The sequence below is a fragment of the Nitrosomonas sp. Nm84 genome (assembly GCF_003201565.1).
Taxonomy (GTDB): domain Bacteria; phylum Pseudomonadota; class Gammaproteobacteria; order Burkholderiales; family Nitrosomonadaceae; genus Nitrosomonas.
Window position 1 is genome coordinate 35,789 of sequence record NZ_QJJP01000010.1, and the last position, 26,685, is coordinate 62,473.

A 26,685-nucleotide genomic window follows, 5' to 3' on the forward strand; every position below is an offset into this window, starting at 1 on the left:
GATGTTCTTGTTAATTACGGTTATAGCACTTTATGTAACGGCCATAGTGAAACAATGGTAAAAAATAGCTTGAGCGCGAATGTATTGATGATGAAAAAGTTGTTGGTTTTCACATTGGTAATGTTTATTTTTGGTTTTGCGCTTGTGCCTTTTTATGAAAAGTTTTGCGAAGTAACCGGGATTAATAATCTGCTAAAACCGGATGTGCTGGTTAAAGACAATTGGGTAGATGAGGGGCGTTGGGTTGTCGTTGAGTTTGATGCAAATACAAGGGGATTGCCTTGGAGCTTTAAACCATTGCAAACTAGCGCTCGCATCCATCCAGGTGAACCAGTAGATGTGATGTACGAAATCACAAATAATTCAGATCGCGAGATTAGTGGACAAGCTATACCTAGTTATAGTCCGCGTTTCTTGGATAAGCATCTGAAAAAATTTGAATGTTTTTGTTTTACTAAACAGGTACTCAAACCAAATGAGACTAGACAAATGCCGGTGCAATTTGTTATTGAGCCAGGGTTGCCAACTGATATACAAACTGTGACTATTTCATATACTTTTTTTGAATTACCTGCTGGCACAAGTGCAATCAAAAAGTAAGGAATAAAAAGTTGAACAAAATTAGCGAAAAGCAAGAAAGCGTAAGTGTCTGGCAAATCGCAAAAGCGGTAATGTTCGCCTTTATGGGTATTAGAAAAAAAAGTGACCTTGAACATGATGCTGCGATTTTAAAACCAGTGCATGTAATCACAGGTGGAATTATTGGGGCAATACTTTTTGTAGTTGGTGTGATGTTGCTAGTTAGATTGGTTGTTAGTTAGAAATTAAAAATCATAAGTAGGAGGAGAGAAGAATGAGTCAAGAATCAGGGCATTACTACGTCCCAGCTCCATCGTCGTATCCAATTATTGGATCAACGGCAATTTTATTCATGGGATCAGGCGCAGCCTTAACCATGAATAAAATTGAGTTAGGCTATGGTCTTTTAGCAATAGGTTTTGCGATTTTGATTTATATGTTGTTCGGATGGTTTGGTACAGTTGCCAGAGAAAGTGAAAGCGGTAAATATGATGAGCAGGTTGATCTATCATTTCGGTGGGGAATGAGCTGGTTTATTTTTACCGAAATAATGTTTTTTTGTGCTTTCTTTGGGGCATTATTTTACATGCGCAACTTGTCGATTCCCTGGTTGGTAGAAGAAAGTACCGTACTTGGAAATCAATTCTGGTCAGCCTATGATGGTACATGGCCAACTGCAGGGCCAGGTGTTCATGAGCAATTTACTTCAATGGGAGCCTGGGGCTTACCAGCATTTAATACATTACTGCTGTTGACTTCAGGTGTTACAGTCACATTCGCGCATTGGAGATTGAAAGAGAACAGACGTGATGGATTGAAAGCATGGTTGCTGGCTACCATATTTTTAGGTGTATTGTTTATAGCATGTCAAGCTTATGAATATATTCATGCATATAATGATCTGAATTTAAAATTAACAACTGGTGCCTATGGCTCGACCTTTTTCATGTTGACGGGTTTCCATGGCTTTCACGTGACAATTGGTACAATTATGTTGATTGTCATCTATTTCCGTAGTGTGGCAGGTCATTTTACACCAGAACATCATTTTGGATTTGAAGGTGTAGCTTGGTACTGGCACTTTGTGGACGTCGTCTGGTTAGGATTGTTCATTTTTGTGTATTTAATGTAGTAATAATTAACTAATAATAAAGAACTCCGGTTTTTACACATGTGGTGAAAATGGAAATTTTAAATTCACCGCAAGTGTAAGAACAGGAAGTAATCAAATTTTGGAATAATAGTCAATTTATTTCAAACTGACACTAAGATAGACTATTTAAATCAATTCAAACTCCTGTTCTGTAGCAGCTAAATTTTAAGCAAACCAAGAATGATTGTATTGGGATATCGTTTTGAACCGAAGCTCTGGGCGATCATTGTAACCATAGCATCAGCACTAATTTTTATTGAGCTGGGAAAATGGCAGCTGTCTCGGGCAGATGAAAAAACTGTACGCTATGAGCAGTTAGAAGAATATGCAAAACAGTCTCCCATCAAGTTACCAGGAGTTTTGATAAAGCTCGAAGATTTTCAATATCGTGAAGTAGAAGTAGAAGGGGAGTACTTGCCTGAATACACGATATTTATAGACAACAAAACTCATAAAGGACATGCCGGCTATCACATTATTACGCCACTTAAGATTGCAAATAGTTCGATGTGCGTGGCAATTAATAGAGGATGGGTGGCTACTGGCTATGATAGAGGAGTGCTTCCAGAAATTGCGGAAGTGGAAGTAAATGCGCAGGTAAAAGTAACTGGTATCGTGGCTTCATCAGAACTAAGAACTCTAAAACTATCAGATACATCACCGATTGGTAAAGTTTGGAGTAATTTTGATCTGAATCGATATCAGGAAATAATAAATTTAAAAATGCAACCTATAATGGTTCTGCAAAAAGACAGGATAGAAGATGGGCTGATACGGGATTGGGATAAACCTGACTCTGGAGCATCCAAAAATATAGGTTATGCGGTTCAATGGTTTTTATTAGCTGCTACAGCGATAATTATATTCTTAGTGTTGAATGTCAAACGAAAAAATTCAAAAAGCGAATAGGCGTAAGTTTCTACTACTATTGGTATTAATGTGTGCACCGGTTGTAATTTCATATTCTTTGTATTTTTCAGAATACAAACCGGAAAGTAAGCACTATGGTGATTTAATTCCTGTGACCAAGGTTGCGGGAAAAGGCACGAATCAAATTGATAATACAATCCTTCGAATGAAGGATTTTCATGGTAAATGGATATTGGTAACGGTAGACTCTGGGCACTGTGACGAAGCTTGTCAGAGTAAGTTATATTTTATGCGCCAAGTTCGATTAGTTCAGGGAAAAGAAAAACATCGAATTGAACGACTTTGGCTTATTAATGATGATGTTGCTCCAGATGCTGAATTAACTAAACAGCATGAAGGTACATTTTTTGTTAATGCAAAAGATAGTGAAATTTTGAGTTCTATCGAAACTAAAGAGGTACAAACAAAGCATATCTATTTGATAGATCCTATCGGAAATCTAATGATGCGTTTTCCAGAAAATATAGACGGTACTAAAATGGGACACGATATAAAAAGATTATTGCATGTCTCGCAGTTAGAACATTAGAGAAAAGAACCATACTTATGTAAGTTAATTGCATGAATTAAAAGATAATAGTATTCTATTTTAATGAATAAAGGAGAACAATGACATGGCTACCAGCATGGTGTGGCATGAGACAGCATCGCGTATCAATCAATTTTACCGGTTGACCAAGCCGCGTGTTGTATCACTGATTGTTTTTACCGCAGTCATCGGAATGTTTATGGCAGTACCTGGTGCAGTGCCGCTAGATACTTTGATATTAGCAACAATAGGTATTGCATTAGTGGCTGGAGCTGCTGCGGCATTAAATTGCTTGGTAGAACAAAAAATGGATGCCGTTATGGCACGAACAAAAGGGAGACCACTGCCGCAAGGAAAAGTAAGCATACCAGAGACTTTATTTTTTCTGACGATTGTCGGTGGACTAGGACTCTTTATTTTATATAACTGGGTTAATCAACTGACTATGTGGCTGACTCTAGGCACTTTTGTTGGCTATGCGATTATTTACACAGTGATACTCAAACCACTCACACCACAAAATATCGTGATTGGGGGCGCATCTGGTGCCATGCCACCGGTCCTGGGATGGACGGCCGTTACAGGTGAAATAGCCAGTGATGCATTATTATTATTTTTGATTATCTTTGCTTGGACACCACCTCATTTTTGGGCGCTTGCACTATATAGAAAGAATGAATATGCTTCAATTGGCATGCCTATGCTTCCAGTGACGCATGGTGATCAATTCACAAAATTACATGTATTGTTATACACGGTTATTTTGTGTGTAGTAACAACTTTACCCTTTATCACTCAAATGAGTGGATTGATCTATTTAGTGAGTTCAATTCTGCTAAATGGTATTTTTATGTACTACGCGATAGAGATATACCGCAATTATAGTGATCAACTGGCACGAGAAGCATTTCGTTATTCGATACTTTATTTAGCGTTGCTATTTGTAGCATTATTAGTGGATCATTATTTCTTTTTCTAATATTTTCTTCACAAAACCTGTGCTCGCCATATTTTGTGAGCTATTTATGAAAGCACTTGTTACAAGCGCAGAATTGAGCAAGAATCTGGGAAGTTATTCGGTGGCAGGGAATAACTTCCCTGGGTTTAAAATATTGTTTGGATCGAATAGTTGTTTGATATTTCTCATTAAATCCAATGTTGCGCAGTCGATTTCTTTAGTTACAAAAGCACGTTTTTCGCTACCAATGCCGTGTTCTCCTGACAATGTGCCACGAAGTTTAACAACCAAATCAAATATCTCGTCCAAGCAGCGTTCAGCTCGCGATACTTCTTCCGCATTATCTGGATTGATCAATAGATTCACATGAATATTGCCATTACCGGCATGGCCAAAATTAACATTGTGTAGTTGATAGTGAGTGCTCAGCTGGGTCAATCCGTTTAAAAATTGTGGTAATGTATTAACAGGTACCACAACATCCTCATTAATCTTTTTTGGGGCAATTTCTCGTAACAAAGGGGATAAAGCCTTGCGTGCTTTCCATAATGCAGCGGTGTCGTTTACTTGATTCACGCGAATCAATCCATCGGCTTGGCACGCTTTAAGAATGGCAGAAGCTGCAGCGAAAGTGTCGTCATCAAATCCATCGACTTCAATCATCAGCATGGCATCTGCATCCATTGGTAGCATGTTGGGATAGCGATTACGGATCAAATTTAACGAACCGGAATCTAAAAACTCAAGTGCACTTGGTAGCTGTGGCAGAGCCATAATATTTACGATAGCTGTGGTGCAGCTTGTCAGGTCTCGAAAATGTGCGATGATGCCTGTAACTGTATTGGGCAGCGCAGTAAGTTTAAGTGTCGCTTCGGTTATAACCGCTAACGTTCCCTCTGAGCCGATCAGAAGTCTGGTGAGATCATAACCGACCACGCCTTTGGTGGTGTAGCAACCGGTTGTAATAAAATCACCCGCACCGGTTACAGCTTTTAAACCCAGTACATGCTCGCGCGTCGTACCATACTTAACTGCATGTGGTCCACCTGCGCTGGTGGCAATATTGCCACCAATACTTGAAAACTGAGCGCTGGAAGGATCCGGAGGCCAGAAAAAACCATATGGTTTGGCTGCATTCTGCACGGATTGATTCAGCACACCGGGTTCAGCCACGATAACGCGATTTGCAGGATCAACTGAAATAATCTTGAGCATGCGCTCCAGTGATAAAGCAATACCACCCAATTCCGGCAAACTGCCGCCGGCAGTTCCAGTACCGCGTCCGCGGGGAATGAGCGGAACCTGATAGCGATTACACAGCGAGACGACACGCTGTACTTCTTCGGTTGTCAGTGGGAATAGTACTGCATCCGGTGGAAAGATCTTACGGCTGTTGTCATAAGCATAAGCGTAGCAATCTACCGGATCGGTATAGAAGCGATCCGGTGGAAATGTGCTGTGCAAATCAATGAGCAGATTGGCTGGCAACATGATTAAGACATTCTAAACATTAGTTGAGATACTCGAATACCTTGACAACTTTCTTTACACCCGAAGTAGAACTGGCTATTTGAGCCGCGTTATCGGCTTCTTGCCGTGTAACAACTCCGAGTAAATAAACGACTTCATTTTCTGTCACAATCTTAACGTGATTGATCTGAAACTTACGTTCCGCGAGAAAACGCCCTTTCACCTTGGATGTGATCAGTGTGTCATTGCTGCGCGAAGTCAACGAAGTATTGTCAGCAACAGCGACTTCATTAAAAATCCTGCGCACATTATCAACGCTCATAATCAGCTTCTCGATATCGGCCTTAATCGTGTCAGTGGGAACTTCTCCCGTTAGTAGCACCATGCGATTGTAACTGGTGACATTGATGTGTACTTTGTCGCCAAATTGCTGATGAATGCGCCGTCCACTCTTTAATTCGATTCCTTCGTCTTCTATAAACATGCCGCTTGTTCTTCGATCTTCCGAAATATATGTTCCGGTCCCAGCTGCTGTACCAATTGTGAACATAGGAACACAGCCAACCAGAAGAGGAAGGAATAAGAAAAGTGACAGCAAGTATTGATTGAGACATTTCATTTGATTGGCTCCGCAGAATTCAAAATTTTATGCCCGATAATACAGTAAAATAACCGGATAACGAATATTCAATTGCTTAAAATGTAGCAAAAGTAAAATGGCCAAACGGACATTATGAGCACAGAAAAATACCAGCATACCTCCAGTAAGCAAATAGAAAGCATCGATATCAATGAACCTTCATCTGCGGTACTGGGTGTGGCAACGGGAGAGGATCGGTATCTGATACCCATGGCCGAAGTGAATGAAGTCATACCCATACCCAAATTAGCGCATGTTCCGCTTACGCAATCGTGGTTTCTGGGTTTGGCGAATGTGCGCGGGAATTTGTATGGAATTACAGACTTAGGTGTTTATTTGGGCGGCGATCCGATGTCATTCAATTTGAAATCTCGAATATTGTTGGTTTCGTCCGGCAATAAGGTCTATAGCGGTTTCATAGTCAATAGTATGCTGGGTATCCGGAATTTGGCTGAATTTACCCCTATGAAATCAGCCAAAAAGAAACTGCCACAAGGAATCACTGCGCAATATAAGGATACAGAAGGACGAGTGTGGAAAGAATTAAGCCTATTTGAATTGCTTCATGAGGAGAAATTCTTTCAGGTTGCCCGAAAATGAGCTAATAGTTGCTGCGCCAGATTTTGCGGTTTTTGTATGAAAATTATTTGATAGGTGATTGAAAGAGTTATGTTGAATTCCAAAGCTGTTGCGAAAGACAAAGCCAAGATTCTAGCCGAGGCGCTGCCGTATATCCAACGCTTTCATGGCAAAACCATCGTCATTAAATATGGTGGCAATGCCATGGTTGAGGAGCACCTTAAACAAGGGTTTGCGCGTGATGTCGTGTTGCTGAAATTGGTTGGTATGAATCCGGTAGTGGTTCATGGGGGAGGTCCGCAGATTGACGACATGCTCAAACGCGTTGGTAAGCAAGGTGAGTTTATTCAAGGTATGCGTGTAACTGATGCGGAAACCATGAATGTGGTTGAAATGGTGTTAGGCGGATCGGTCAACAAAGATATCGTTAACTTGATCAATCGCCACGGCGGCAAGGCCGTAGGTTTGACGGGCAAGGATGGGGCTTTTATTCGCGCCAAGAAGATGCTCATGGCGGATCGAGAAACAGCGGGAAAGTGGATTAACATCGGTCAAGTCGGTGAGATTGAATCGATCGATCCCTCGTTAATTGCGTTACTCGATACGCAGGATTTTATCCCGGTTATTGCACCGATTGGCGTTGGTGCGGAAGGCGAATCCTATAATATCAATGCGGATTTGGTAGCCGGTAAGCTGGCTGAAATTCTCAAAGCGGAAAAACTGATTTTATTATCCAACATTCCGGGTGTGCTGGATAAGGATGGTAATCTGCTGACCGGTCTGACCGCAAAACGAGTGGATGAATTGTTTGCTGACGGCACCATTTCCGGCGGTATGTTGCCCAAGATTGGTTCAGCTTTGGATGCCGTTAAAAAGGGAGTTAAATCATGCCATATCATTGATGGGCGGGTAGAGCATGCACTACTTCTGGAAATATTAACCGATCAAGGTGTGGGTACCCTAATCAAGGAAAAATAGATAATCGCAGCAGCAGCCGTAAAGATGAGCGTCTACGTTTGCCGGCGCTTACTTAAAGCTGTCAGAATACCGCGCAGGATCTGCACTTCCTCTTTCTCCAATCGCGCTCGTGAAAATAAACGGCGGATGCGCTGCATTAACAGTTTGGGTTTCTGCGGATCAAGGAAATTACTGATGATCATCAATTCTTCAAGATGCGCATACAATGATTCCAGCTCGTTAAAACTGGCTGATGGTCGGATTGCCGGTGGCGCTGCATTTTCAGTCAGTGTCATGCGTAATTCATAAGACATTATTTGCACGGCACTCGCCAGGTTGAGTGAAGGATACTGTGGATTCGCGGGAATATGAATAATGATCTGGCATTTGCTTACCTCGGCTGTAGTCAGACCGGAATTCTCTCTACCAAACAACAATGCTACTGGTTGTTGTTGTGCGTAGCGCAATAATTCATGTGCACCTTGTCGCGCATCGAAAACATCATGTGAGAGCTCGCGCGGCCGTGCCGTGATCGCAGCGGTCAGTACGGTGTTTTCCAGCGCTTCATCAAGTCCGGTGCAAACTTTCGCGAATTCCAGAATATCGCTTGCATTGGCAGCCCGGGCATCGGCTTCTTTATCGGGAAAAAATCTTGGATTAATCAGATAAAGCGAGTGTAACCCCATCGTTTTCATCGCCCGTGCAGCTGCTCCGATATTACCGGGGTGGCTCGTATGACTGAGAACGATGCGAATATGATCAAGCGGGCAAGGGGCATTCATAATAAATTGGATTTTTTGTCAAAGAATAGAGAGGATTGTTTATTTCCCGATTAATACGAGTAGCAAAGATTGCTATCGCCAGGACTACGGGTATTGCACTGATCAGTTGATTCTAGCAGAGGAAGTGTAGTCTCTTCGGATTTTTGATCTATACTAAAGTAGAGATTATTAGGATTTTGCCATAGCAAATTGAATGGGTAGAAATCGGCCAAGCGATTCATGAGGCCGTCCATGGTTGTAGTGATATGTGCAGTCAAAATGGAGTCCATGCGTTTAAGTAGCAAGTAGATTTGTATAATATTGCTGCGTAAATTGTGCTGGTGACAAATAGCCAAACCTCGTTTGTGGTTGCTTATTGACAAATGCAACGTCGCACCAGTTAGTAATGAAAAGAAAAAGCACTTTTGATATTATCGAAGGTGTTGATTTACTAGTGATTGTAATAATCCATGGTGCAAATTTGTCGCAATCAATTTTCTGATTACTTAAAGCAAAATTTTTAAGCCTCAAGTTTTTGTGATTTTAATAATTGATAACAATCATTATCAGTTTTTAGGAGGATTCTTTGGCTACATTTGTGACACCGCGTGCGCATCTTATAAGCAATACCAAATCAGGAGCTGGCAAAGGCTCAACATTAACTCAGGAATGTAAGAACATTTGCGAGGAGCTGAATTATGAACTTGTCGAATATACAATCCATTGTCCTGAGGAGCTTGAACAACAAAGCCGAATTGCCGTCGAGCGTGCATTGGATAACTGTGATGTTGTTATTGCGGCTGGGGGTGATGGAACAATTCGTAGTGTTGCTCAAGTAGCTTATGGAAAGAATGTCCGCTTCGCGATTGTGCCTTGCGGAACCTTTAATCTCTTTGCACGTACCCATAATATTCCTGAAAATCATGAAGAAGCATTTCGCTTAGCACTGACAGGAATACCTCAGATGGTAAGAGTAGGATTAGTAAATGGGCAAGTTTTTTTGAATAATGTTGGCTTAGGTTTATATGCTAAAGCTATCATAGACCGCGAAAGCAATACAGACCGATTTGGTCGGCATCGTTTAGTAGTCATTATTTCGACGATTCTTAGTTTATTTAGCAAACATCGGTTACTTAAAGTTGATCTGCTTAGCGAAGACAAACTTGATACGGTATATACTCCAATGATTTTTATTGGTAACAATACTCTGCAATTAAGAAATCTCGCCTTGAACGTAGCGCATTGCATGAAGTCCAATCTTCTAGCAGTTGTCATGATGAAACCGGTCACTAAATCTGAAGTTTTCACAGTTATTTTGCGAGGATTATTTAGAACTCTAGAAGATGAAAAAAATGTTGATTCTTTTTGTGTTGACTCACTAACTATTTTTACACGAAAGCCTTCGCAACTGGTTGTCTTGGATGGAGAGATCATGACAATGAATTCTCCTCTTCATATTAGGGCCCAGCCTGAATCACTCAATATGGTCTTACCGACCAAACTATCCACCATTGATCAGTGAAGCCCATAAATGAGTTTAGTGCGAGTGGTTCATCTTTCCGATCCCCATTTTGGGACAATTCATATGGGTGTCGGAGATGGGCTACTTAATACTCTAAGGGAGATTGAGCCCGCCTTAATTCTTCTAACTGGTGATATCACTCAACGGGCGCGGGCTGATCAATTCAAAGCCGCAAAACATTTCATTGATCAAATTGGGTCAGCGGCTGTGATTGCAGTGCCTGGTAATCACGATATATCACTCGGAAATATCTACGAGCGAATTTTTCATCCCTACAAGGGATATGAAAACATATTTAAACAAAAATTAGATCAAAATATTATTTTGAAAGATCTCTGTATTACATGCTTAAATTCGACCAGCCGTTGGCGGCACATACAGGGGGAGTTTCAGTATTCCTACTTGGAGGAGCAGTTCCAAGAAAATTATTCTAACTGTAAAGTACGCATTGCGGCATTTCATCATCCCATGGATTGTGCTAAATATATTGACGATAAAAATCTACTTAAAGGACGAGATAGTGCCATTGCCCTTTTTGACCGCCACAATGTTGATATGATTGTGGGTGGGCATATTCATGATCCTTATGTCAATTTATCTAGCGCACGTTATCCGCACATTCGGCGAAAAATAATCCTATCTGTCGCGGGGACTTGTATGTCGTCGCGAACCCGAGCAGGGGCTCCGAATTCTTTTAATTTGATTGATGTAAATACAGATTTCATTCCTAAAATTACCTTAACACGATTTGATATGGACTCAACGTTTCATTTTAAACCGAAAGAAATACACTATTTTAGTCGTGATTCCACATTAAGTTGGAATCGTGATTCTTCTTTAATAGTTTCAACGTGAGTTCTATTGATATTTATACTTACAGACAATTACGAATCAGTAATTTTACTCAATATTGGAGCGTTATCATGCAGATATTTTGCCCCAGTATCAAAAGGCTTTTAGGCCTCGGCGTTATAATACTCAGTGTAATTGGTACAACAATTTAACGACTCTGAAAATAGGATTTTTCAAGGAATTCCAATTATTTTCCTATGCAAAAATGCGAGAAAATTTCTCCCAATAAGTCATCTGCTGTAAATTGTCCGGTTATAGATGATAGAGCCGCTTGTGAAAGTCTGAGTTCTTCAGCAAGAAGCTCCAATTGATATTCATTTTCAGTGAATTTTTGCGCATTCTCTAGATGTACTTTGGCTTGTGTTAATGCTTCAAGGTGACGCTGCCGAGCCATGAAAATCCCTTCACCAGCTTGATTGAATCGCCAGCCTACGATTTCCAGCATCTTCTTGCGGAGTAATTCGATACCTGCTCCGGTTTTAGCAGAAATATAAATTTTAATGTTATTTTCTTGATCTTCAGTTCTAGGAGATGCGTTCAGTAGATCAATTTTGTTGACGACTGTAATTTGAGGTTTGCCAGCAGGAATGTGATTAATGGCTTGATCGTTGTCATCTGATTGATGGCGATTGCAGTCAATTAACCTGATCACCATGGTGGCGCTTTTAATTGCCGCGTGGGTGCGTTCAATGCCCTTTTGCTCGACAATGTCACTGGTTTCTCTGAGTCCCGCCGTGTCAATGACATGAATCGGTATGCCTTCGATAGCGATCGTGCGCTGAATGGTATCTCGCGTAGTTCCAGGGATCTCGGTTACGATGGCTGCATCATCTTCAACCAGCTGATTGAGCAAGCTGGATTTGCCTACATTAGGTGCGCCTACTAAGACAACTGTGATGCCTTCCTGCAATAAATTTCCTTGCTGTGCTACAGCGAATATCTGCAACAGCTGTGTGCAGATATGATGCAGTTTTTCTTTGATCTGCAATGCTTGTAAGTTATCAATTTCATCGTCTGGGAAATCAAGGATTGCTTCTATCAGCATGCGCAGCGTAGTCAGTAAATTGACTAATTGCTCAATCTTGGTTGAGAAATGGCCCTGCAAAGAATTAATAGCACAGCGTGCGGCTTCAATGGTGCTGGCTTCGATGATATCAGCGACGCTTTCAGCCTGAATTAAATCAATTTTATTATTAAGGTAAGCGCGTAGTGTAAATTCACCGGGTTGTGCTAAGCGAGCACCTGCAGAAAGGCATTGGTTGAGCAATAAACCCATGACTGCTGGGCCACCATGGCCTTGCAGTTCGAGTACGTCTTCACCAGTGTATGAGTTGGGTGCAGGGAAATAGAGTGCAATACCTTGATCGATGACTTGACCTTCGGCATCAAGGAATTGACTGAGCTGCGCATATCGTGGCTTGGGAAGTTTACCAAGTATGGTTTCTGCTAGTTTTATGATGTTCTTGCCAGAGATACGGACTACGCCGATTCCACCTCGGCCGGGTGGGGTGGCAATGGCTGCAATGATATCAGGGCTTGCCATAAATCATCTCGATGATTGCCGCTACGGAATCACCCGTTATTCATAGAAAATAACGGGTGACGGATGGTTTATTTTCTCCGGGGTTTCTTGTTAGCTGCTGTGCTTCTTGCTTTTGCGGGCGGTTTGTTTTTCACTGGAGTAGTCACTGGCTGTGGCTTTTCAGTGTGCTCGGCATCGGTGTTCGCAGCGGTTGCTGCTTCCTGGATGGATGTATCTTCACTGACGGAGGCCGGGAGCAGTGGTTCTTCAGAAAGTGTTCCGGGCTTGCCCTTTCTTTTTCTTTGGTTTCTATCTTTTTCCTTGTTACTTTCAGCCTCAGCTTTGTTTTCATACATGCGTGTTATTTGCCATTGCTGGGCAATGGAAAGTATATTATTGCAGAGTGAATAAAGTACCAATCCGGATGGGAAAAAGAAAAAGAAGATGCTAAATGCGATGGGCATTATCTGCATTACTTTTGCTTGAATCGGATCTGCCGGTGTGGGGCTGAGTTTGGATTGAACCCACATCGATATGCCCATGATTACCGGCAATACATAATACGGATCAGGTACAGACATGTCGGTAATCCATAATGCAAACGGTGCATAGCGTAATTCAACCGCTGCCATTAAGGTCCAGAATAAAGCAATAAATACCGGAATCTGAACCAGGATGGGTAAGCAACCACCCATCGGATTGATTTTTTCTTCTTTGTAGAATTCCATCATTGCTTGATGCATTCGCTGGCGATCGCTTGCGTATTGTTCACGTATCCGTTGTAACTTCGGTGTGACCACGCGCAGTTTTGCCATTGAACGATAGCCGGCAGCAGATAATGGGAAGAAAATGAGTTTTACAGTCAGCGTCAGCAGAATAATGGATACGCCCCAGTTATCGACCCATGAATGATAAAAGGAGAGCAGCCAGAATAGTGGTACGGCAAGCACCGTTAACCATCCATAATCGACCGTTAACTCCAGTCCCGGTGCCAGTTCTGCCAATTTGTTCTGTTCTTGCGGACCGGCATAAAAAGGCATAGTGATACTTTTGGTTTGCCCCGGCTCAATTGCGCCAACCGGTGCGATGACGCCCGCTGTGTATTGATTGTACGTTAAGCGCTTAGCGTAATATTCACGAGGAGTATGTGGCGTCGGTAGCCAAGCAGTAAGAAAGTAGTGTTCAAGCATGGCTATCCAGCCGTTATCTGCATTGGTTGGATATTCCGCTTTATTCTTGTCCAGATCAGAGAATTTTATTTTCAGGAATTTGTCTGCTTCCGTATACATTGCAGGTCCCGTATAGGAATGAACCATCGTGCTAGTCCCCGTGGGTTCATTTGCATCTCGTAACATCTGAAAATATGAGAATGGAGCAATCGCTGCTTCACTATGATTGACGACTTCAAATTCAACATCAATGACATAGCTGCCACGATGGAAGGTGTAAATCTTGATAACTTGTATACCATTTACTTCTGGCGCCAGAAGACGTACTACGACCTTATTCTGACCAGGTTCCAGTTCGTAATTATAGTGATTGGAGTCGACAGTGTATTTGGTTTTGTGACTGGGTAATCCATCACCGATCAATCCTGATTGTGCTACCTGGAATCGCGCAGTTTTATCCAATAACAGCTCATAGGGCTTGTTTTTGTCTTCCCGAGATGGGTGTTTCAGTAAGCCGAGCTGCCGTATATCACCACCTGCTGTGTCAATTTCAGCAACAATCATATCTGTTGTGATTTTGATTTTCTCGCCAGTGGTAAATAGATTGGGTGTTATCGATGGATTGGCGCCTTCTATCTCGGAAGAGATTCCGCCGGATTCTTCTACTGCAGAAGTTAAGCTATCGCCAGGTACTGGCAGTGGATCATGACGCTGATTAGAAGAGTTTGAGGTTGCTCCGGGCATTACTTGTGAGGCGGGCGGATATAACTCTTTTTGCCATGCTTCCCACAAAAACAGTAAAGAAGTAGAGAAAATAATAATAAGTACAAGTCGTTTTGTTTCCATTGTTTATCTGATCAGGTTGTTTTGTTTCGATATAACTGCTCGTGTGTCACGAAAATCAACTGATTAATAGTGTGGCTCAGTATGTCGCGATATTCTTATGTTCTGACAGCTAATTGATCGATAGCTTCGAATAAATAATGAATTGATTGTATGCAGTCATTGAGATTAAACTTCTATTTTATGTTGTACTAAGGTACTGGCTCGTAACCACCTTTGTTCCAGGGATTACATCGCAATATGCGCCATACACTCAGTCGTGTTCCATGGAATAATCCGTATTTTTCATATGCTTCACGAGCATACTGTGAGCAAGTTGGAGTAAAACGACATGAGGGTGCCAGATAAGGGCTTATACAGTACTGATAGGCTTTAATAAAGGCAATAATTAACCGTGACATTGCTGTAGCTGAAACATCAATAACTTGGCTTCATTGACCAATTGTATCGAATCATTTTGGGGAATTGAGCGCCGCAATCGTATTACCCAATCCATTTTTTTAAAATGCTCATATTCATTATGTCGGTTCTTACGAAATGTTTCTCGTAATATACGTTTAATCCAATTGCGCTTAACTGCGTGTCGCTCAATTCTTTTTGAAACAATTAATCCTATTCGCGCATATGCAAGTCCATTGGGTTTTGCATAAATTTGAATTAAATCACTACTGGCCTGATATCTTAAGTTAATTACTGCAGCAAATTCTGTTGCTTTAAGTAGTCTGCAACTTTTTGGCAGAGAGTGAATTTCAACAAATTTGAAAATAAAATTTTTTATTCAGTAGATTAGACACTCAACCGAGCGCGACCTTTTGCGCGACGAGCCCGAATTACGGCCGCACCACCACGTGTTCTCATACGCACAAGAAATCCGTGTGTACGCTTTCTTTTAATAACTGAAGGCTGATAAGTTCGTTTCATTTTTCTCTCTAATTTCTTCTGTCAATAGAACCGCGTATTACAACTTGTTAAGATGAGGATGTCAATATTATTTTTAAGACGATTCGTTATTTTTGGCTGAGTAACCAAGAAATATTGATATAGATGAGTGAGCGGTTTGTACTATAACTGTCCGAATAAAACATTATTAACTGATAAATTTATTATTTATTATATTAATCAATTGCTTGATAGCTAATATTTCTGTTTTTTTATGAAGCATATAAGTAACAGCTTACTTAATTGCAATTTCTAAAAGGAGGATTTAAACTTGGGTAATAAAAAATTAAGATGGTTTTTAGAAAGAAGATGGAAGAAAAAATAGCTTATTAAGAAATTGAGATAGTTAATTTTTGATCAAAAAATTTTATATTATTCACCAAGTAAAATGGCTGGCTTCTTTGAGTTGTTTTGTACGAATGGATAAAATAAATAATAAAAGAGGTGTAGCGAATGACTGAGATAACTGCAATTTCTGATAATCGATGTCAGGATCGTCGTCAAAGTATGCCATTTTTTTGTGCTTTTCATTTGGGCATTAAGGCTGGAAGAAGAGTGAGTGAGCGCAGAATAATGGAACGTGGAAGGTCTGGTTATGTTGATTATTATGCAGGTCACTTGATGTTATGTGCGATAGTGATTTTATTTTTAAGTGCATTAGATGCTTTTCTTACGTTAAATATTTTGAATAATGGCGGCGAAGAGCTTAATTGGTTTATGGCGGTGCTGATTGACGATGGTGTGGAAAAATTTGTTGGTTTCAAAATAGCTTTGACAGCGATGGCACTTATATTACTTGTTATTCACCATAATGTTCAATTAACGAAAAAAGTGCGCGTCAGACACATTAAGTACCTTATTTTGATTGGTTATACTGTATTAATCGGTTATGAATTACATTTGCTGGAATTAGCAACGACTGCTTATTGATTGTAGATGCGCCAGAAATAATTAAAGGATAGAAATGACTGATAGTGAAAATAAGATCAAGATTGATGGTGTCGAATATTCATTATCATCGTTGAGTACTGAAGCAAAGACGCAGATTACTAATCTTAGATTTGTTGAAAACGAAATAATACAGTTGAAAGCAAAATTGGCAATAGCTAATACGGCAAAGCTTGCTTATCAAGCAGCATTAAAAAACGCTATAACCAGCAATACTCAATAAACGTTTTAACTCACTATTTCAGTTGCTGTTGTCGTGTAAAGTAGCTGGCTACACTTCTTAAATCATCTAATACCAGCGTGCCAGCGGCAAACTGCAAGCGAAGATAAGCGAGTAGGTAGTTATATCGTGCCTCGGCGAGATCGCGCCGGGCCGTATGTACTTGTTGTTGTGCATCCAAAAGATTTAAATTAATACGTATGCCGCCGCGAATACTTTTTTGTGTGGCATCGACGAGTAGTTCAGCTGACTTGACCGCTAGTTCTAATGATTCAATTCTTTTAACACCGCTCTGTAACAGATTGTATTGTTTACGCAGTTCAATAAGTACTTTATCAGCTATGGCATCAAGGTCAGCCTCTGCTCGGGCATGGTTGGCTTTTGCTTGTGCAGTCAATGCATTGACACGACCACCAGCATAGAGCGGGAAATTAACTTCAATACCGATCGTACCTAGCTCAGCATCTTGGTTTCGTGTGATAAATGAACCTCTATTGTTTTTTGAAAGACTTGCGACTAAATCGACGCGTGGTGCATGTCCGGCATAACTTTTTCTGATTTCTTCTTTGCCGGAAACTACTGTATGGCGTTGTGTGACCAGTTCTGCATTGCGTTCGAGGGCTAGAGCGTACCAATTGTCATAATCTTGCAACTGAATGGAACGCGAGCTAAACATGTCTGACAATCGGTCCAATTGGTCTATTTTTTGTCCTATAATAGACTCAAGTTTAAGTAGTGCTGTTTCCAGTTCATCTTTGGCTTCAATAACATGCGCTTGTGCAATAGCATGCTTTGATTGTGTTTCAAGTACATCAGTGGTGGTTCCTTCTCCTTTCAATAGCATACGTTCGTTGACACGCTTGAGTTCTTCAAGGGAAGTTAGTTGTGTTTCTGAGAGTCTGACATGTTCCTGTGCCAGCAGTGTTTCCACATAAGCTTCTACCAATCGAACAACAAGGTGTTGACTGCGTCCAGTAAATTTTGCGCGACTGGAATCTGCTTGCGCTTTTCCTATTCGATAACTAGCAACTGCTTCCAAGTTGATCAAAGGTTGACGTAAAGTTAAGGAACTGATCTGACTATCAAAACTTGTATTATCAGCGACGCTTTGCCCGGTTTGTGTCGCTCCTGTAATGGTTCCCGCACTTTTGCTCTGAGTGTGAGTAACTGTCAGATTAGGCAGTAAACTAGCCAAACCAATGGCCTCTGCCTGTTGCCCAGCTTCGCTCTCATGTAAAGCTGAGCGGTAAGTCGGGTCATGTCTTAATGCCGCTTCATAAGCTTCTAATAAACTCAATGCGTGCGCATGATTGGCTTGTTGGCTAATCAACAAGATTATGCAGAATAAAAGAAAAAGTTTTGTACGAGGGAAAGTCATTGTAACTATTCTTCGCTTAAGGATGAATGAACGCGATCTAGAATCGGTTTGAATAAATAACTCATCAATGAGCGCTCGCCAGTTTTAATAAATACTTCTACTGGCATACCCGCTCTAATCTGTTGATCAGATAATTGTTTCATGCCTTCAGGGGTAACTTGGGCCTTAATCGTGTAGTATGGAAGCCCGGTGCGCTCGTCCATCAGGCGATCGGCAGATACTTGAGTAACGATACCAGGAATATTCGGCGTTTTCTTTTGATTGAGCGCTGAAAAGATGAGGTCCACAGGAAGGTCGACATGCACCCGATCAATTAAATGAACCGGTACTTGTCCGGTAATCACTAATAGATCGTCGCTTGGAACAATATTCATCAACTTAAACCCTGATCCGATGACCCCTCCTTCAGTGAATACATCCATACCTACCACGATACCATCAACAGGTGCTTTAACCTCTACATTGGCCAATTCAAAATCCTGTCCATTCAATCTATTATCTAATGCTTCTGCTTCACGCTTGATATCGGATAACTGTTGTCTGACTTCCTTCTGATACTCTTGCTGCCGTTGAATACGACGCTGCTCCAATTCGGTTATCTGGCGCTGGATGCGACCAATATTACCAATATCCGCAGAAATTTCGCCAGTTAACTGAGTATAGGTGCGCTCTAGTTCCAAGACGCGATGACGAGGTACAAAGCCATCTGTTGCCAGATCACGTAGATTGACGAGTTGTTCTTCTAAGAATTTCAATTGCTTATTTTTGCTAACCTTTGACGCTTCAAGTCCACGCAACTGAACTCTCAACCCAGCCGTATTCTCATCAAGAGCAGCTATTTCATGTTGTAATGCTAGCTTGCGTGATATGAATAGCTGATTTTGTATGATTATGTTATTAGAAACGCGTAAGTCTGTATTTTGTAGTGATAATAACTCTGCCGGAAATAAAATTTCATTTTTGCCATCGCGCTCAGCCAGTAAACGTGCCTCTGTAGCGCGTGCCGCATAGAGCTGATGACGAGTGATATCGGCTTGTGCTTTGATCTGAACATCATTCATGCGTACCAGCACCTGACCTACGTTGACATGATCACCTTCTTTAACCAGAATACTGTCAATGATACCGCCGGTTTGGTGCTGTACAGCTTGCAGATGACTGGCAACGGTAACCGTTCCTGGAACCGGCACACCCTTGTCGAGAGGTGCGAAAGATGCCCATAGAACGAATCCGCCAAAACCTGCTAAAACTATCCACCAGCCCAATCGGGTATGTGCGGTTTCATCAGTTTCAACCCAACTTGAACTATCGCCCGGAATGCTCTCGATAATCTTCTCTTTTTCTTCAGCAACAAGCTTCATTAATATTCCTGTTCAAGGATCAGTACTTTTCAATTGTTAATTATAGCGCGTGTGATTTATTCGGTTTCCGGAGCAGTGGCGTTAACAGTCTGAGTTACCTCGTTTTGAGCAGCTGGCTTTTTAGTCTCTTGTTGTGATTGCAAGGCTTTCTGTGCTTGCTGTTGTTGGGTTAACTTTTCAATCACTTGGTTTGTTGGGCCAAACAATTTTGCTGAGCCATCCTGTAGTAATAACAGTTTTGTGGTGACACTGATGATACTGGTTCGATGTGTAATAAGAACGATAGTTTTTCCACGTTTTTTTAGATCGACCAGCGCAGCCAACAACGCTTGTTCACCGACATCATCTAAGTTTGAATTGGGTTCATCAAGGACAATCAATGAGGGATCATTATACATGGTACGCGCTAAGCCAAGACGCTGCTTTTGTCCACCTGACAGACCCGCACCGCCGTCACCTAGCGGTGTATCATAGCCTTCCGGCATATTCAGAATCATTTCATGAACACCTGCACGTTTGGCAGCCAGGATAACCTTGTCAGCATCAATTTCTCCAAAGCGGGCAATGTTCTCGGAAATGGTGCCGGCAAATAATTCTATATCCTGTGGTAAGTAACCGATATGCGGCCCTAGCTCGTCCTTATTCCAAAGATAGACATCAGCACCATCCAGCCTTACTTTTCCCGCAGCGGCTGGCCATATACCGACCAATAAGCGCGCTAAAGTGGATTTTCCAGATCCGCTGGGGCCAATGATACCCAACACCTCACCAGCAGCCAGAGAGAAAGTCAGCCCTTTGATGACTGGAACTTTGCTGCCAGGCGGCATGGCGGTAACATTCTCGACCGCAATGATACCTTTGGGTTTGGGTAACGCCATACCTGCTTCGCGGGCTGGATTCTGCTCGAGCAGTTTATTCAGGCGTTCATATGCGCTGCGCGTACCGCCAATTTGCTTCCATACACTGATCAACAGTTGAACCGGAGCAATGGCTCTACCCAACAAAATTGAACCGGCGATCATCATTCCGGGCGTAATGCTGTTATCCAAGACCAGCAAGGCGCCTAGTCCCAGCATGAGCGATTGTAATGCCACGGTACATGACTTGGATAGTGCGGTAACAATGCCCGCCTTTTCACTGGCTTCTGCTTGTAAATTCAGAAAGCGGCTATGCAATTTATACCAACGGGCCTGTATATTGGGCAGCATACCCATGGCTTCGATGACTTCCGCATTGCGCAAATTATTGGATGCTACATTACTGGAGGCGATTGCCATGGAATTGGCTTCGGCCAAGGGTTTGTGTGAGATTTTCTCATTAATGTAAGCCAATGCAATCAATATGACAGTACCGCATAATGCAAAAATACCCAAGCCGGGATGAAACATAAATATAACGAATAAATAAATCGGGAACCACGGCGCATCAAAAAAAGCAAAAAGGGCATTGCCCGTCAAGAATTGTCTCAGATTGGTTAAATCTTTTAAGGCCTGCCCGGCGTTGCCATCACCTTGTTTTAAGCTTTGTTCAAAAGCGGCGGTATAGACGCGTTTATTCAATTTCATGTCGAGTTGAGCGCCGACGCGGATGAGCACGAAGCTACGCACATATTCCAATGCGCCCATAAAAATGTAGGCACCCAGCATGATCAGCGTTAACATGTATAGAGTCATCTCGTTGCGGCTGGTCAATACACTGTCATAGAGCTGCAGCATATAGATGGCCGGCATCAGCATCAGCATATTGATGACTGCACTGAAAACGCCAATGTTGCGAAAAGCTTGTTTAAAGCTGGCTAGGACCTGCGCAACTTCATTTTGTGGAGCTTTAAATTTGAATTTCATCTATATGTGATGGAAAAATGGTATGTGGCTGATTGCAAAATATTAACCGCAGCTGAGGCTTTTAAATTTGATAGGGATTACATGATTTGCCAGGAATCGCAGTATATTGAATTGGTTGTAATTATAATTGCCGATCATCTGTTTTGACTAGGCAAATCTTCGGCTGTCAGCTTAAATGATCTAGGAAAAAAATTTAAATCCCGTCTTGCATCGGAACTGTCAAATACCAAGTCTTGATTCATTCTTTCCGCCATTGCCGCTGTCCAGTGCTGATAGCGTGGTAGCCAGCGCAATCCCCATGTCGCTATTTGAAAAAGCCAAAGCGGTACGGTCAATATGCGAGGTGTGCGACCAAGCGCTGCAAATATGTGTTTAATCATTTCACGATATGACAAAGTTTCTCCACCTGTTACGTTATAGGAACGATTTGTCAAATTTAAAGTGCTGAGTGCGGAAGAACACGCCAGTGCAACATCTTCAACATGGATAGGCTGCCGTAATCCTTGGCCTGATACGAGGATGGGGAAAAATCCGAATCGACGGATAAATTGTATGATCTCAGCAACATTTTTATCCCGTCCGTAGCCATAAATCAGGGTTGGGCGCAAAATAATCCATTCTACTGTGTGAGTGGTTGCCCATGCTTGCACAAGTTCTTCACCTTTTATCAATTGAAGTGCAATCTCTCTTTCACTGTGTTCCGAAGAAGTGTTTTTAGTGAATCGGCTGGTGGAGGATAATACAACAATCCGACGAGCACCATAAGCTAATAAGAGATTAAAATACTCGGGTAATATCCAAATTGGAGCAACGCATAACCACGTAGGGATTTTGTTCTTCTCTGCACTTATTTTTTCTAAATGGATAGTGCTGAGTCGTTGCCACGTGACTTGCGGATGGTTTTGCACCACTGGATGGCGAGAAAAAGCGATGATATGCCTGCGTTCTTGTGTCAGTTTCTGTAGCAGACATTCGCCTACCAAGCTGGTTGCTCCTAACAATCCGATCGGTTGTTCATTCATGCTTTGGTTTTAACAGGCGATAGCAATTTCGTGCCGCATAAAATACTACTGTGACGACAAAACGGAGCCATACACTGACAGTAATCAATCCCATCAGTATGCCCGGATATTGTCGGCGAAAGAATTTGTGGTAAAAGCGCAACATGCCCCTATGTTTGTGCCAGGCAACAAAGAACGGTCGGGAATGGCTGCAGGTTCCCTGAAAATGAGTAACCGGAGCATCTGGTACAAAAATAATCTTCCAATTTTTTTGTTTAAAGCGCATGCACCAGTCCAGATCTTCGCAGTGTAAAAAATAGTTTTCATCCCAGGAGCCTACCTCGTCGATTGCCTCACGCCGCACGAGCATCAGTGCGCCTGATATTGCATCCACTTCGACCGGTGTGTGCGGCAGCGGCTGTTTATTCAGATGAAAATCAAAAAATAATTGCGGCCAGTATTTTTCCAGGCGATATAAGCCGACGGCGCGCACAAAAGCCCGCCACGGTGAAAGCATAGCGCGTCGCCCGCCACCTTGTTCGGAGCCATCCGGATTAATCAGATATCCACCAACCATGCCGATATGAGGATCTGTTTTCATTACTTGAATCATGCACTGCAATGCGCCGGGACTTAAAATGCAGTCGGGATTCAGGAAAAGAATGTAAGGCTGGGTCGAAATATTAAGGCCTGTGTTGCAACCTGCTGCAAAGCCAACGTTGTTTTCCAAGCGAACAATTTGTAGGCGATTTTCTGTCGATAACCTGGATTCCAATTCTGAGAGGCTGGAATCTGAGGAGGCATTATCGATGATAATGACTTGCTGTGCTTGTCCTAGTGCAGCGACGGTACATGTTGTTAGCAACGAACCGGCATTGTAGTTAACGATAACAACCGCAACCGATTCAAGGCCGAGGATAGGCAATTTATTCTAACTCCATGGTTGGCACTAAGATCTATGCGTGGTTGCTGTCAGTCGATATCAGTTAAATCACCATCGGCAAGGCCGGTGGCTTATATTTGCTAACCCATCAAAAGGGCGAGTGCTTATTGGTGGCATCTCTGGATCTTTGCTTGATTTCCATTCATCAAATCGTTGGCATTGTTGAGGAATATACATTAAAATTCCCACACAAGCACAGGTTCAAGGTGTTTCTCGCCGTATTGACCCTCCTCACTTATCTTTATTCGTGCCGACCTTATCGATGCAAAAATCATTAATAACTATAAGTCATCAAAAATCCGCTTGGATGATTGAACAAGTATCTGACCATGTGGCTTATCAAATAATGTTGTGTTTCGATCTGAACTTGCTTTAATCACCTGCTAGGTCATGAGTACTCTTGCCACATCTTATGCTCCTTTGGTGACTCTTGTCATTCGCAGCATGAGTCGATCGACACTCAATGAAGCGCTTGATTCGGTGGCCGCACAAATTTATCCAAATATTGAAGTCATTGTGGTCAATGCCAAAGGTGGCAATCATGCCGATCTTGCTATAAGCTGCGGTCGCTTTCCTCTCCGCTTGATCAATCAGGAAGGGGACACGATTGGGCGTAGCGCAGCGGTCAATACTGCTTTGGAAGCTGCCCGTGGGGATTTGCTGGGATTTCTCGATGGCGATGGCATGCTCCTCCGTCCCGATCATGTGATGTGCCTTGTAGACGCCTTGCGCGCTCGCCCGGATGCAGTGGCGGCCTGCGCGCGTGTTCACATGATGGATTCTAGCGGGCGATTGTTGCGCGAGTTGGCTATGCCATTCGATACAATTTCATTGTATCTGGGCAATTTTTTGCCGATCCATGCCGTTTTATTTCACCGCCGAGCATACATGGCTGGAGCACGCTTCGATGAGGCATTGGAGCTTTACGAGGATTGGGATTTCTGCCTACAAGTTGCGCAGCAGGGTGATTTCATTGTCGCCGATACTATGGCGGCGATTACTTGCATTGATGAGGATCATGAATTTGCCATCACGGGTGATCCGGAACTTGCGAGAGCAACTGAGCATGCCGTGTATGCGAAGTGGAAAACACGCATGGATGACTCTATTTTCCATGATCTAATAAACCGCGCACGGGCTTATCCTCAGTTGCAGGCATTACAAGCGCATGCCAATGATCTGGAGTCACAACTCAAGGAACTGCAGCGCCTGCATGCGGACCAGCGCCGCTTGACCGAGGAGACTGTGGCGCTTTTCGAAAATTCACGTTCCTGGCGCGTGACGCGTCCTTTGCGCAGTGCTTCTACCCTGGCGCGACTAGTGCAGCGCGCATGGTGTGGATTCGGTCTGTTGGATAGAGGTATGCAGTTGCGCGTGCTGGGCTGGCTGCTGAGTGGTCAAATAGCACCCGCGCGACGTAAGCTATCCCTTGTCCTTCAAGAAGCTGCCGAGGCGTCGAATCACAGTGCACTGTCGGCTACTGCTGCGCCGCTTATGTACAACACTCAGCCATCCTTCCCGGCGTTGCCGACGCGTATTGATGTCGTGATCCCGGTCTATAACGGCTTTGAGTTTCTTGAATCGTTATTCGATAGTCTTGAACGTGCGGCAAGCACCCCATTTCGCTTGCTGGTTTGTAATGATGCGAGTACAGATGAACGCGTACAACCTTGGTTGGAACAACGTTTGCAGGATTTTTCCGGCGCTATCTTGTTACACAACGAAAACAATCTGGGTTTCGTAGGAACAGTCAATCGCTTGTTTGAAAAAGTTACTGATGATTTCGTACTGCTGAATTCCGATGTGCAGGTACCGCCGTTCTGGTTGGAACGTCTGTTTGCGGTAATTCTGGAAAATCCACAGGTGGCGAGCGTCACGCCATTTACCAATGCCGGGGCGATATGCAGCTTCCCGAAATTCTTTGTGGATAACCTGCTTCCTCAGGGATTGGGTGCATTGGAGGTAGACGGCGTTCTCGCGCGACTGAAGGATGCTGCGGCCATAGAGATTCCGACCGGGGTCGGCTTTTGCATGGCGATCCGCCTGGAAGCGGCAAAACGCATTGGTATGTTTGATCCGGTCTTCGGCAGGGGATATCGTGAAGAGAACGATTGGTGTCAAAAGGCTAGAATGCTGGGTTACCAGCATGTGCTGGCGCCCAATTTATTTGTATATCATAAGCATGGCGGCTCTTTCCCATCCAAGGAACGTCAAGTGCTGGCGGATCGGAATGAAGTGATACTACGCGAGCGTTATCCCGGATTGTTCGAATGCTATGAAGATTTTATTCATCGCGATCCTATCCGGCCGTTACGCGATTTTCTTTATCTGATGGTATTGGCAAGACAAGCTAGTCGTCCTGCACTCGTTATCATCGATAACGCGATCAAAGGTGGAGCCTATGCGTATAGCCGTGAGCTGATCGCTAATACATTGGATGCAGGTCAACCTGTGCTGCACCTACTCGATGATATTTATACCGGGGAATTGCGCGTCGAATGGATGTCGCCCAATGAGCGGCTCACTTTGAATTTTAGCGATTACCCTGCTTGGGGCCGGGTGATTGCCGGTATCCAACCGGAAAGTATCCTGATCAATAATCTCTATTCCTACCGCCGACCGATGGATTTTTTGCATTGGCTGACGCAGCAGTCAGTTATCAACGACGTCCCTGTAAGCATTGCGCTGCATGACTTTTTCATGCTGTGCCCGAGCCTGTTTCTCATTGATAGCGAGAAGAATTATTGCGGATTGCCCGATAGTGCAACTTGTAGTCGTTGCTTTAGCCATCTGCCCATGGATCTTCCCTGCGGTGCGGAATCGATTGCCGAGTGGCGTGCAATCTGGACAAAAGCATTGGCAATGGCCGCTAGCATTATCGCTTTTTCTAACAGCACGCGTGATTTGTTCATGCGCATTTATCCGCAATATGCGGACAAGATCGTGGTGCGGCCACATTCGATGGCGCGCTTTCGCCATCAGGTAGTTTCGGTTGACCTAGACAAGCCGCTGCATATCGGTATCGTCGGATCAATCGGTTGGCAGAAGGGCTGGAATATCGTCAAGCAATTATGCGAGGAAATTGATTCCCGCCGCTTGCCGTTTCGCATCACGGTCATCGGCGAGATGGTACCGGACTTCTCTGCCGATTGCCTGAAGGTGACGGGGCGTTATGAAAGGACCGCGCTGGCATCGGCTATTGCACAATCGGGTGCAAATATTTTTCTGTTTCCATCGATTTGGCCGGAGACTTTTTCCTACGTTGCGCACGAAATAATGGTCTGCGGTGTTCCGCTGTGTTGCTTCAATCTTGGGGCTCCTGCTGAAGCAGTAACGAATTATTCTACTGGATTGGTGCTCGACGACCGAGCCTCTCCCGCAATGTTGCTCGAGCAAATGGAAGGTTTTCGTGCACAGCTTTTGCATCAGCGCAGCGAGGGTGAACGCCGATCTGCTAGTTGAAATAGCGATTGACCCAACCAATTTGCAATAGAGATCAAATATTCAGATTCATGGGCCATCGTTCAGATGCAATTCTGGGTTGGTAGTTATGGCCTGGGCTGATACACTGAGTTCATTATCTACGG

The 26,685-nt window shown here is 43.1% G+C and carries 26 protein-coding genes; 13 read left to right on the top strand and 13 right to left on the bottom strand.

From position 1 onward, the window contains the following. Positions 1 to 54 precede the first annotated feature (54 nt). The 6 genes from C8R34_RS06845 to cyoE all read left to right on the top strand — a co-directional run bounded on the left by C8R34_RS06845 (position 55) and on the right by cyoE (position 4,170). A complete protein-coding gene (locus tag C8R34_RS06845; RefSeq protein ID WP_110339136.1) occupies positions 55 to 600 on the top strand; it encodes a cytochrome c oxidase assembly protein in 546 nt (181 codons plus the stop codon). An 11-nt stretch (positions 601 to 611) separates the two neighbouring features. Beyond that, the gene (locus tag C8R34_RS06850; RefSeq protein ID WP_110339138.1) at positions 612 to 821 is read left to right on the top strand and encodes a DUF2970 domain-containing protein; all 210 of its coding nucleotides are present in this window, start codon (positions 612 to 614) and stop codon (positions 819 to 821) included. A gap of 32 nt (positions 822 to 853) precedes the next feature. Then, complete coding sequence (locus tag C8R34_RS06855; RefSeq protein ID WP_110339140.1) at positions 854 to 1,711, top strand: cytochrome c oxidase subunit 3; 858 nt, start codon at positions 854 to 856, stop codon at positions 1,709 to 1,711. Positions 1,712 to 1,912: 201 nt separating this feature from the next. After that, on the top strand, positions 1,913 to 2,641 hold the full coding sequence (locus tag C8R34_RS06860; protein ID WP_110339142.1) for an SURF1 family protein: 729 nt from the start codon (positions 1,913 to 1,915) through the stop codon (positions 2,639 to 2,641). Further along, on the top strand, positions 2,610 to 3,191 hold the full coding sequence (locus tag C8R34_RS06865; protein WP_110339144.1) for a hypothetical protein: 582 nt from the start codon (positions 2,610 to 2,612) through the stop codon (positions 3,189 to 3,191). Before C8R34_RS06860 ends, C8R34_RS06865 begins: the two co-directional genes overlap by 32 nt. 85 nt (positions 3,192 to 3,276) lie before the next feature. Beyond that, positions 3,277 to 4,170: a heme o synthase gene (gene cyoE, locus C8R34_RS06870; RefSeq protein ID WP_110339146.1), complete on the top strand. Its 894-nt coding sequence runs from the start codon at positions 3,277 to 3,279 to the stop codon at positions 4,168 to 4,170. Positions 4,171 to 4,263: 93 nt separating this feature from the next. Here the strand turns inward: cyoE and C8R34_RS06875 are convergent, their stop codons facing one another. Continuing rightward, positions 4,264 to 5,640: an FAD-binding oxidoreductase gene (locus C8R34_RS06875; RefSeq protein WP_110339148.1), complete on the bottom strand. Its 1,377-nt coding sequence runs from the start codon at positions 5,638 to 5,640 to the stop codon at positions 4,264 to 4,266. Between the two features lie 19 nt (positions 5,641 to 5,659). Then, positions 5,660 to 6,103 carry a BON domain-containing protein gene (locus C8R34_RS06880; protein WP_309146177.1) on the bottom strand — a complete coding sequence of 148 codons (444 nt, stop codon included), beginning with the start codon at positions 6,101 to 6,103 and terminating at the stop codon, positions 5,660 to 5,662. A 249-nt stretch (positions 6,104 to 6,352) separates the two neighbouring features. On the opposite strand from C8R34_RS06880, the gene C8R34_RS06885 reads away from it, so the two are divergent. Continuing rightward, entirely contained in the window at positions 6,353 to 6,859 is a 507-nt protein-coding gene (locus C8R34_RS06885) for a chemotaxis protein CheW (RefSeq protein WP_110339152.1), read from the top strand. A 69-nt stretch (positions 6,860 to 6,928) separates the two neighbouring features. Next, positions 6,929 to 7,816, top strand: coding sequence for an acetylglutamate kinase (gene argB / locus C8R34_RS06890; protein WP_110339154.1), 888 nt, complete (start codon positions 6,929 to 6,931; stop codon positions 7,814 to 7,816). Between the two features lie 32 nt (positions 7,817 to 7,848). On the opposite strand, the gene C8R34_RS06895 is transcribed toward argB, so the two are convergent. Continuing rightward, entirely contained in the window at positions 7,849 to 8,577 is a 729-nt protein-coding gene (locus tag C8R34_RS06895) for an RNA methyltransferase (RefSeq protein ID WP_110339156.1), read from the bottom strand. 565 nt (positions 8,578 to 9,142) lie between these two features. Here C8R34_RS06895 and C8R34_RS06900 point away from each other — a divergent pair. Further along, positions 9,143 to 10,078 (top strand): diacylglycerol kinase family protein, encoded by a 936-nt coding sequence (locus C8R34_RS06900; protein WP_110339158.1) that lies wholly within the window; start codon positions 9,143 to 9,145, stop codon positions 10,076 to 10,078. A gap of 9 nt (positions 10,079 to 10,087) precedes the next feature. After that, a complete protein-coding gene (locus C8R34_RS06905) occupies positions 10,088 to 10,933 on the top strand; it encodes a metallophosphoesterase (protein WP_110339160.1) in 846 nt (281 codons plus the stop codon). Between the two features lie 184 nt (positions 10,934 to 11,117). Here the strand turns inward: C8R34_RS06905 and mnmE are convergent, their stop codons facing one another. From mnmE to rpmH, 5 genes are all read right to left on the bottom strand, one after another. Beyond that, on the bottom strand, positions 11,118 to 12,473 hold the full coding sequence (gene mnmE / locus C8R34_RS06910; RefSeq protein ID WP_110339162.1) for a tRNA uridine-5-carboxymethylaminomethyl(34) synthesis GTPase MnmE: 1,356 nt from the start codon (positions 12,471 to 12,473) through the stop codon (positions 11,118 to 11,120). A 68-nt stretch (positions 12,474 to 12,541) separates the two neighbouring features. After that, positions 12,542 to 14,467, bottom strand: a complete 1,926-nt coding sequence (gene yidC / locus C8R34_RS06915; protein ID WP_110339164.1) for a membrane protein insertase YidC — start codon at positions 14,465 to 14,467, stop codon at positions 12,542 to 12,544. A 188-nt stretch (positions 14,468 to 14,655) separates the two neighbouring features. Next, a complete protein-coding gene (gene yidD, locus C8R34_RS06920) occupies positions 14,656 to 14,865 on the bottom strand; it encodes a membrane protein insertion efficiency factor YidD (protein ID WP_110339166.1) in 210 nt (69 codons plus the stop codon). Next, positions 14,853 to 15,242 carry a ribonuclease P protein component gene (gene rnpA, locus C8R34_RS06925; RefSeq protein ID WP_309146180.1) on the bottom strand — a complete coding sequence of 130 codons (390 nt, stop codon included), beginning with the start codon at positions 15,240 to 15,242 and terminating at the stop codon, positions 14,853 to 14,855. The genes yidD and rnpA overlap by 13 nt, the downstream gene beginning before the upstream one ends. 8 nt (positions 15,243 to 15,250) lie before the next feature. Further along, positions 15,251 to 15,385, bottom strand: a complete 135-nt coding sequence (gene rpmH / locus C8R34_RS06930; RefSeq protein ID WP_110339170.1) for a 50S ribosomal protein L34 — start codon at positions 15,383 to 15,385, stop codon at positions 15,251 to 15,253. 471 nt (positions 15,386 to 15,856) lie between these two features. Between rpmH and C8R34_RS06935 the strand changes: the two genes are divergently transcribed. Then, entirely contained in the window at positions 15,857 to 16,333 is a 477-nt protein-coding gene (locus tag C8R34_RS06935; protein ID WP_110339172.1) for a DUF5658 family protein, read from the top strand. A 34-nt stretch (positions 16,334 to 16,367) separates the two neighbouring features. Then, on the top strand, positions 16,368 to 16,574 hold the full coding sequence (locus tag C8R34_RS06940) for a DUF6447 family protein (protein ID WP_110339174.1): 207 nt from the start codon (positions 16,368 to 16,370) through the stop codon (positions 16,572 to 16,574). A gap of 13 nt (positions 16,575 to 16,587) precedes the next feature. Here the strand turns inward: C8R34_RS06940 and C8R34_RS06945 are convergent, their stop codons facing one another. The 5 genes from C8R34_RS06945 to C8R34_RS06965 all read right to left on the bottom strand — a co-directional run bounded on the left by C8R34_RS06945 (position 16,588) and on the right by C8R34_RS06965 (position 23,080). Next, positions 16,588 to 17,901, bottom strand: a complete 1,314-nt coding sequence (locus tag C8R34_RS06945) for a TolC family outer membrane protein (protein ID WP_258364403.1) — start codon at positions 17,899 to 17,901, stop codon at positions 16,588 to 16,590. Between the two features lie 53 nt (positions 17,902 to 17,954). Next, positions 17,955 to 19,310: an HlyD family type I secretion periplasmic adaptor subunit gene (locus tag C8R34_RS06950; protein WP_110339178.1), complete on the bottom strand. Its 1,356-nt coding sequence runs from the start codon at positions 19,308 to 19,310 to the stop codon at positions 17,955 to 17,957. Between the two features lie 56 nt (positions 19,311 to 19,366). Next, complete coding sequence (locus C8R34_RS06955; RefSeq protein WP_110339180.1) at positions 19,367 to 21,154, bottom strand: type I secretion system permease/ATPase; 1,788 nt, start codon at positions 21,152 to 21,154, stop codon at positions 19,367 to 19,369. Between the two features lie 134 nt (positions 21,155 to 21,288). After that, complete coding sequence (locus tag C8R34_RS06960; RefSeq protein ID WP_110339182.1) at positions 21,289 to 22,176, bottom strand: NAD(P)-dependent oxidoreductase; 888 nt, start codon at positions 22,174 to 22,176, stop codon at positions 21,289 to 21,291. After that, positions 22,169 to 23,080, bottom strand: a complete 912-nt coding sequence (locus C8R34_RS06965; RefSeq protein ID WP_110339184.1) for a glycosyltransferase family 2 protein — start codon at positions 23,078 to 23,080, stop codon at positions 22,169 to 22,171. The genes C8R34_RS06960 and C8R34_RS06965 overlap by 8 nt, the downstream gene beginning before the upstream one ends. A gap of 408 nt (positions 23,081 to 23,488) precedes the next feature. On the opposite strand from C8R34_RS06965, the gene C8R34_RS06970 reads away from it, so the two are divergent. Further along, positions 23,489 to 26,560, top strand: a complete 3,072-nt coding sequence (locus C8R34_RS06970; protein ID WP_110339186.1) for a glycosyltransferase — start codon at positions 23,489 to 23,491, stop codon at positions 26,558 to 26,560. Positions 26,561 to 26,685: the final 125 nt, after the last annotated feature.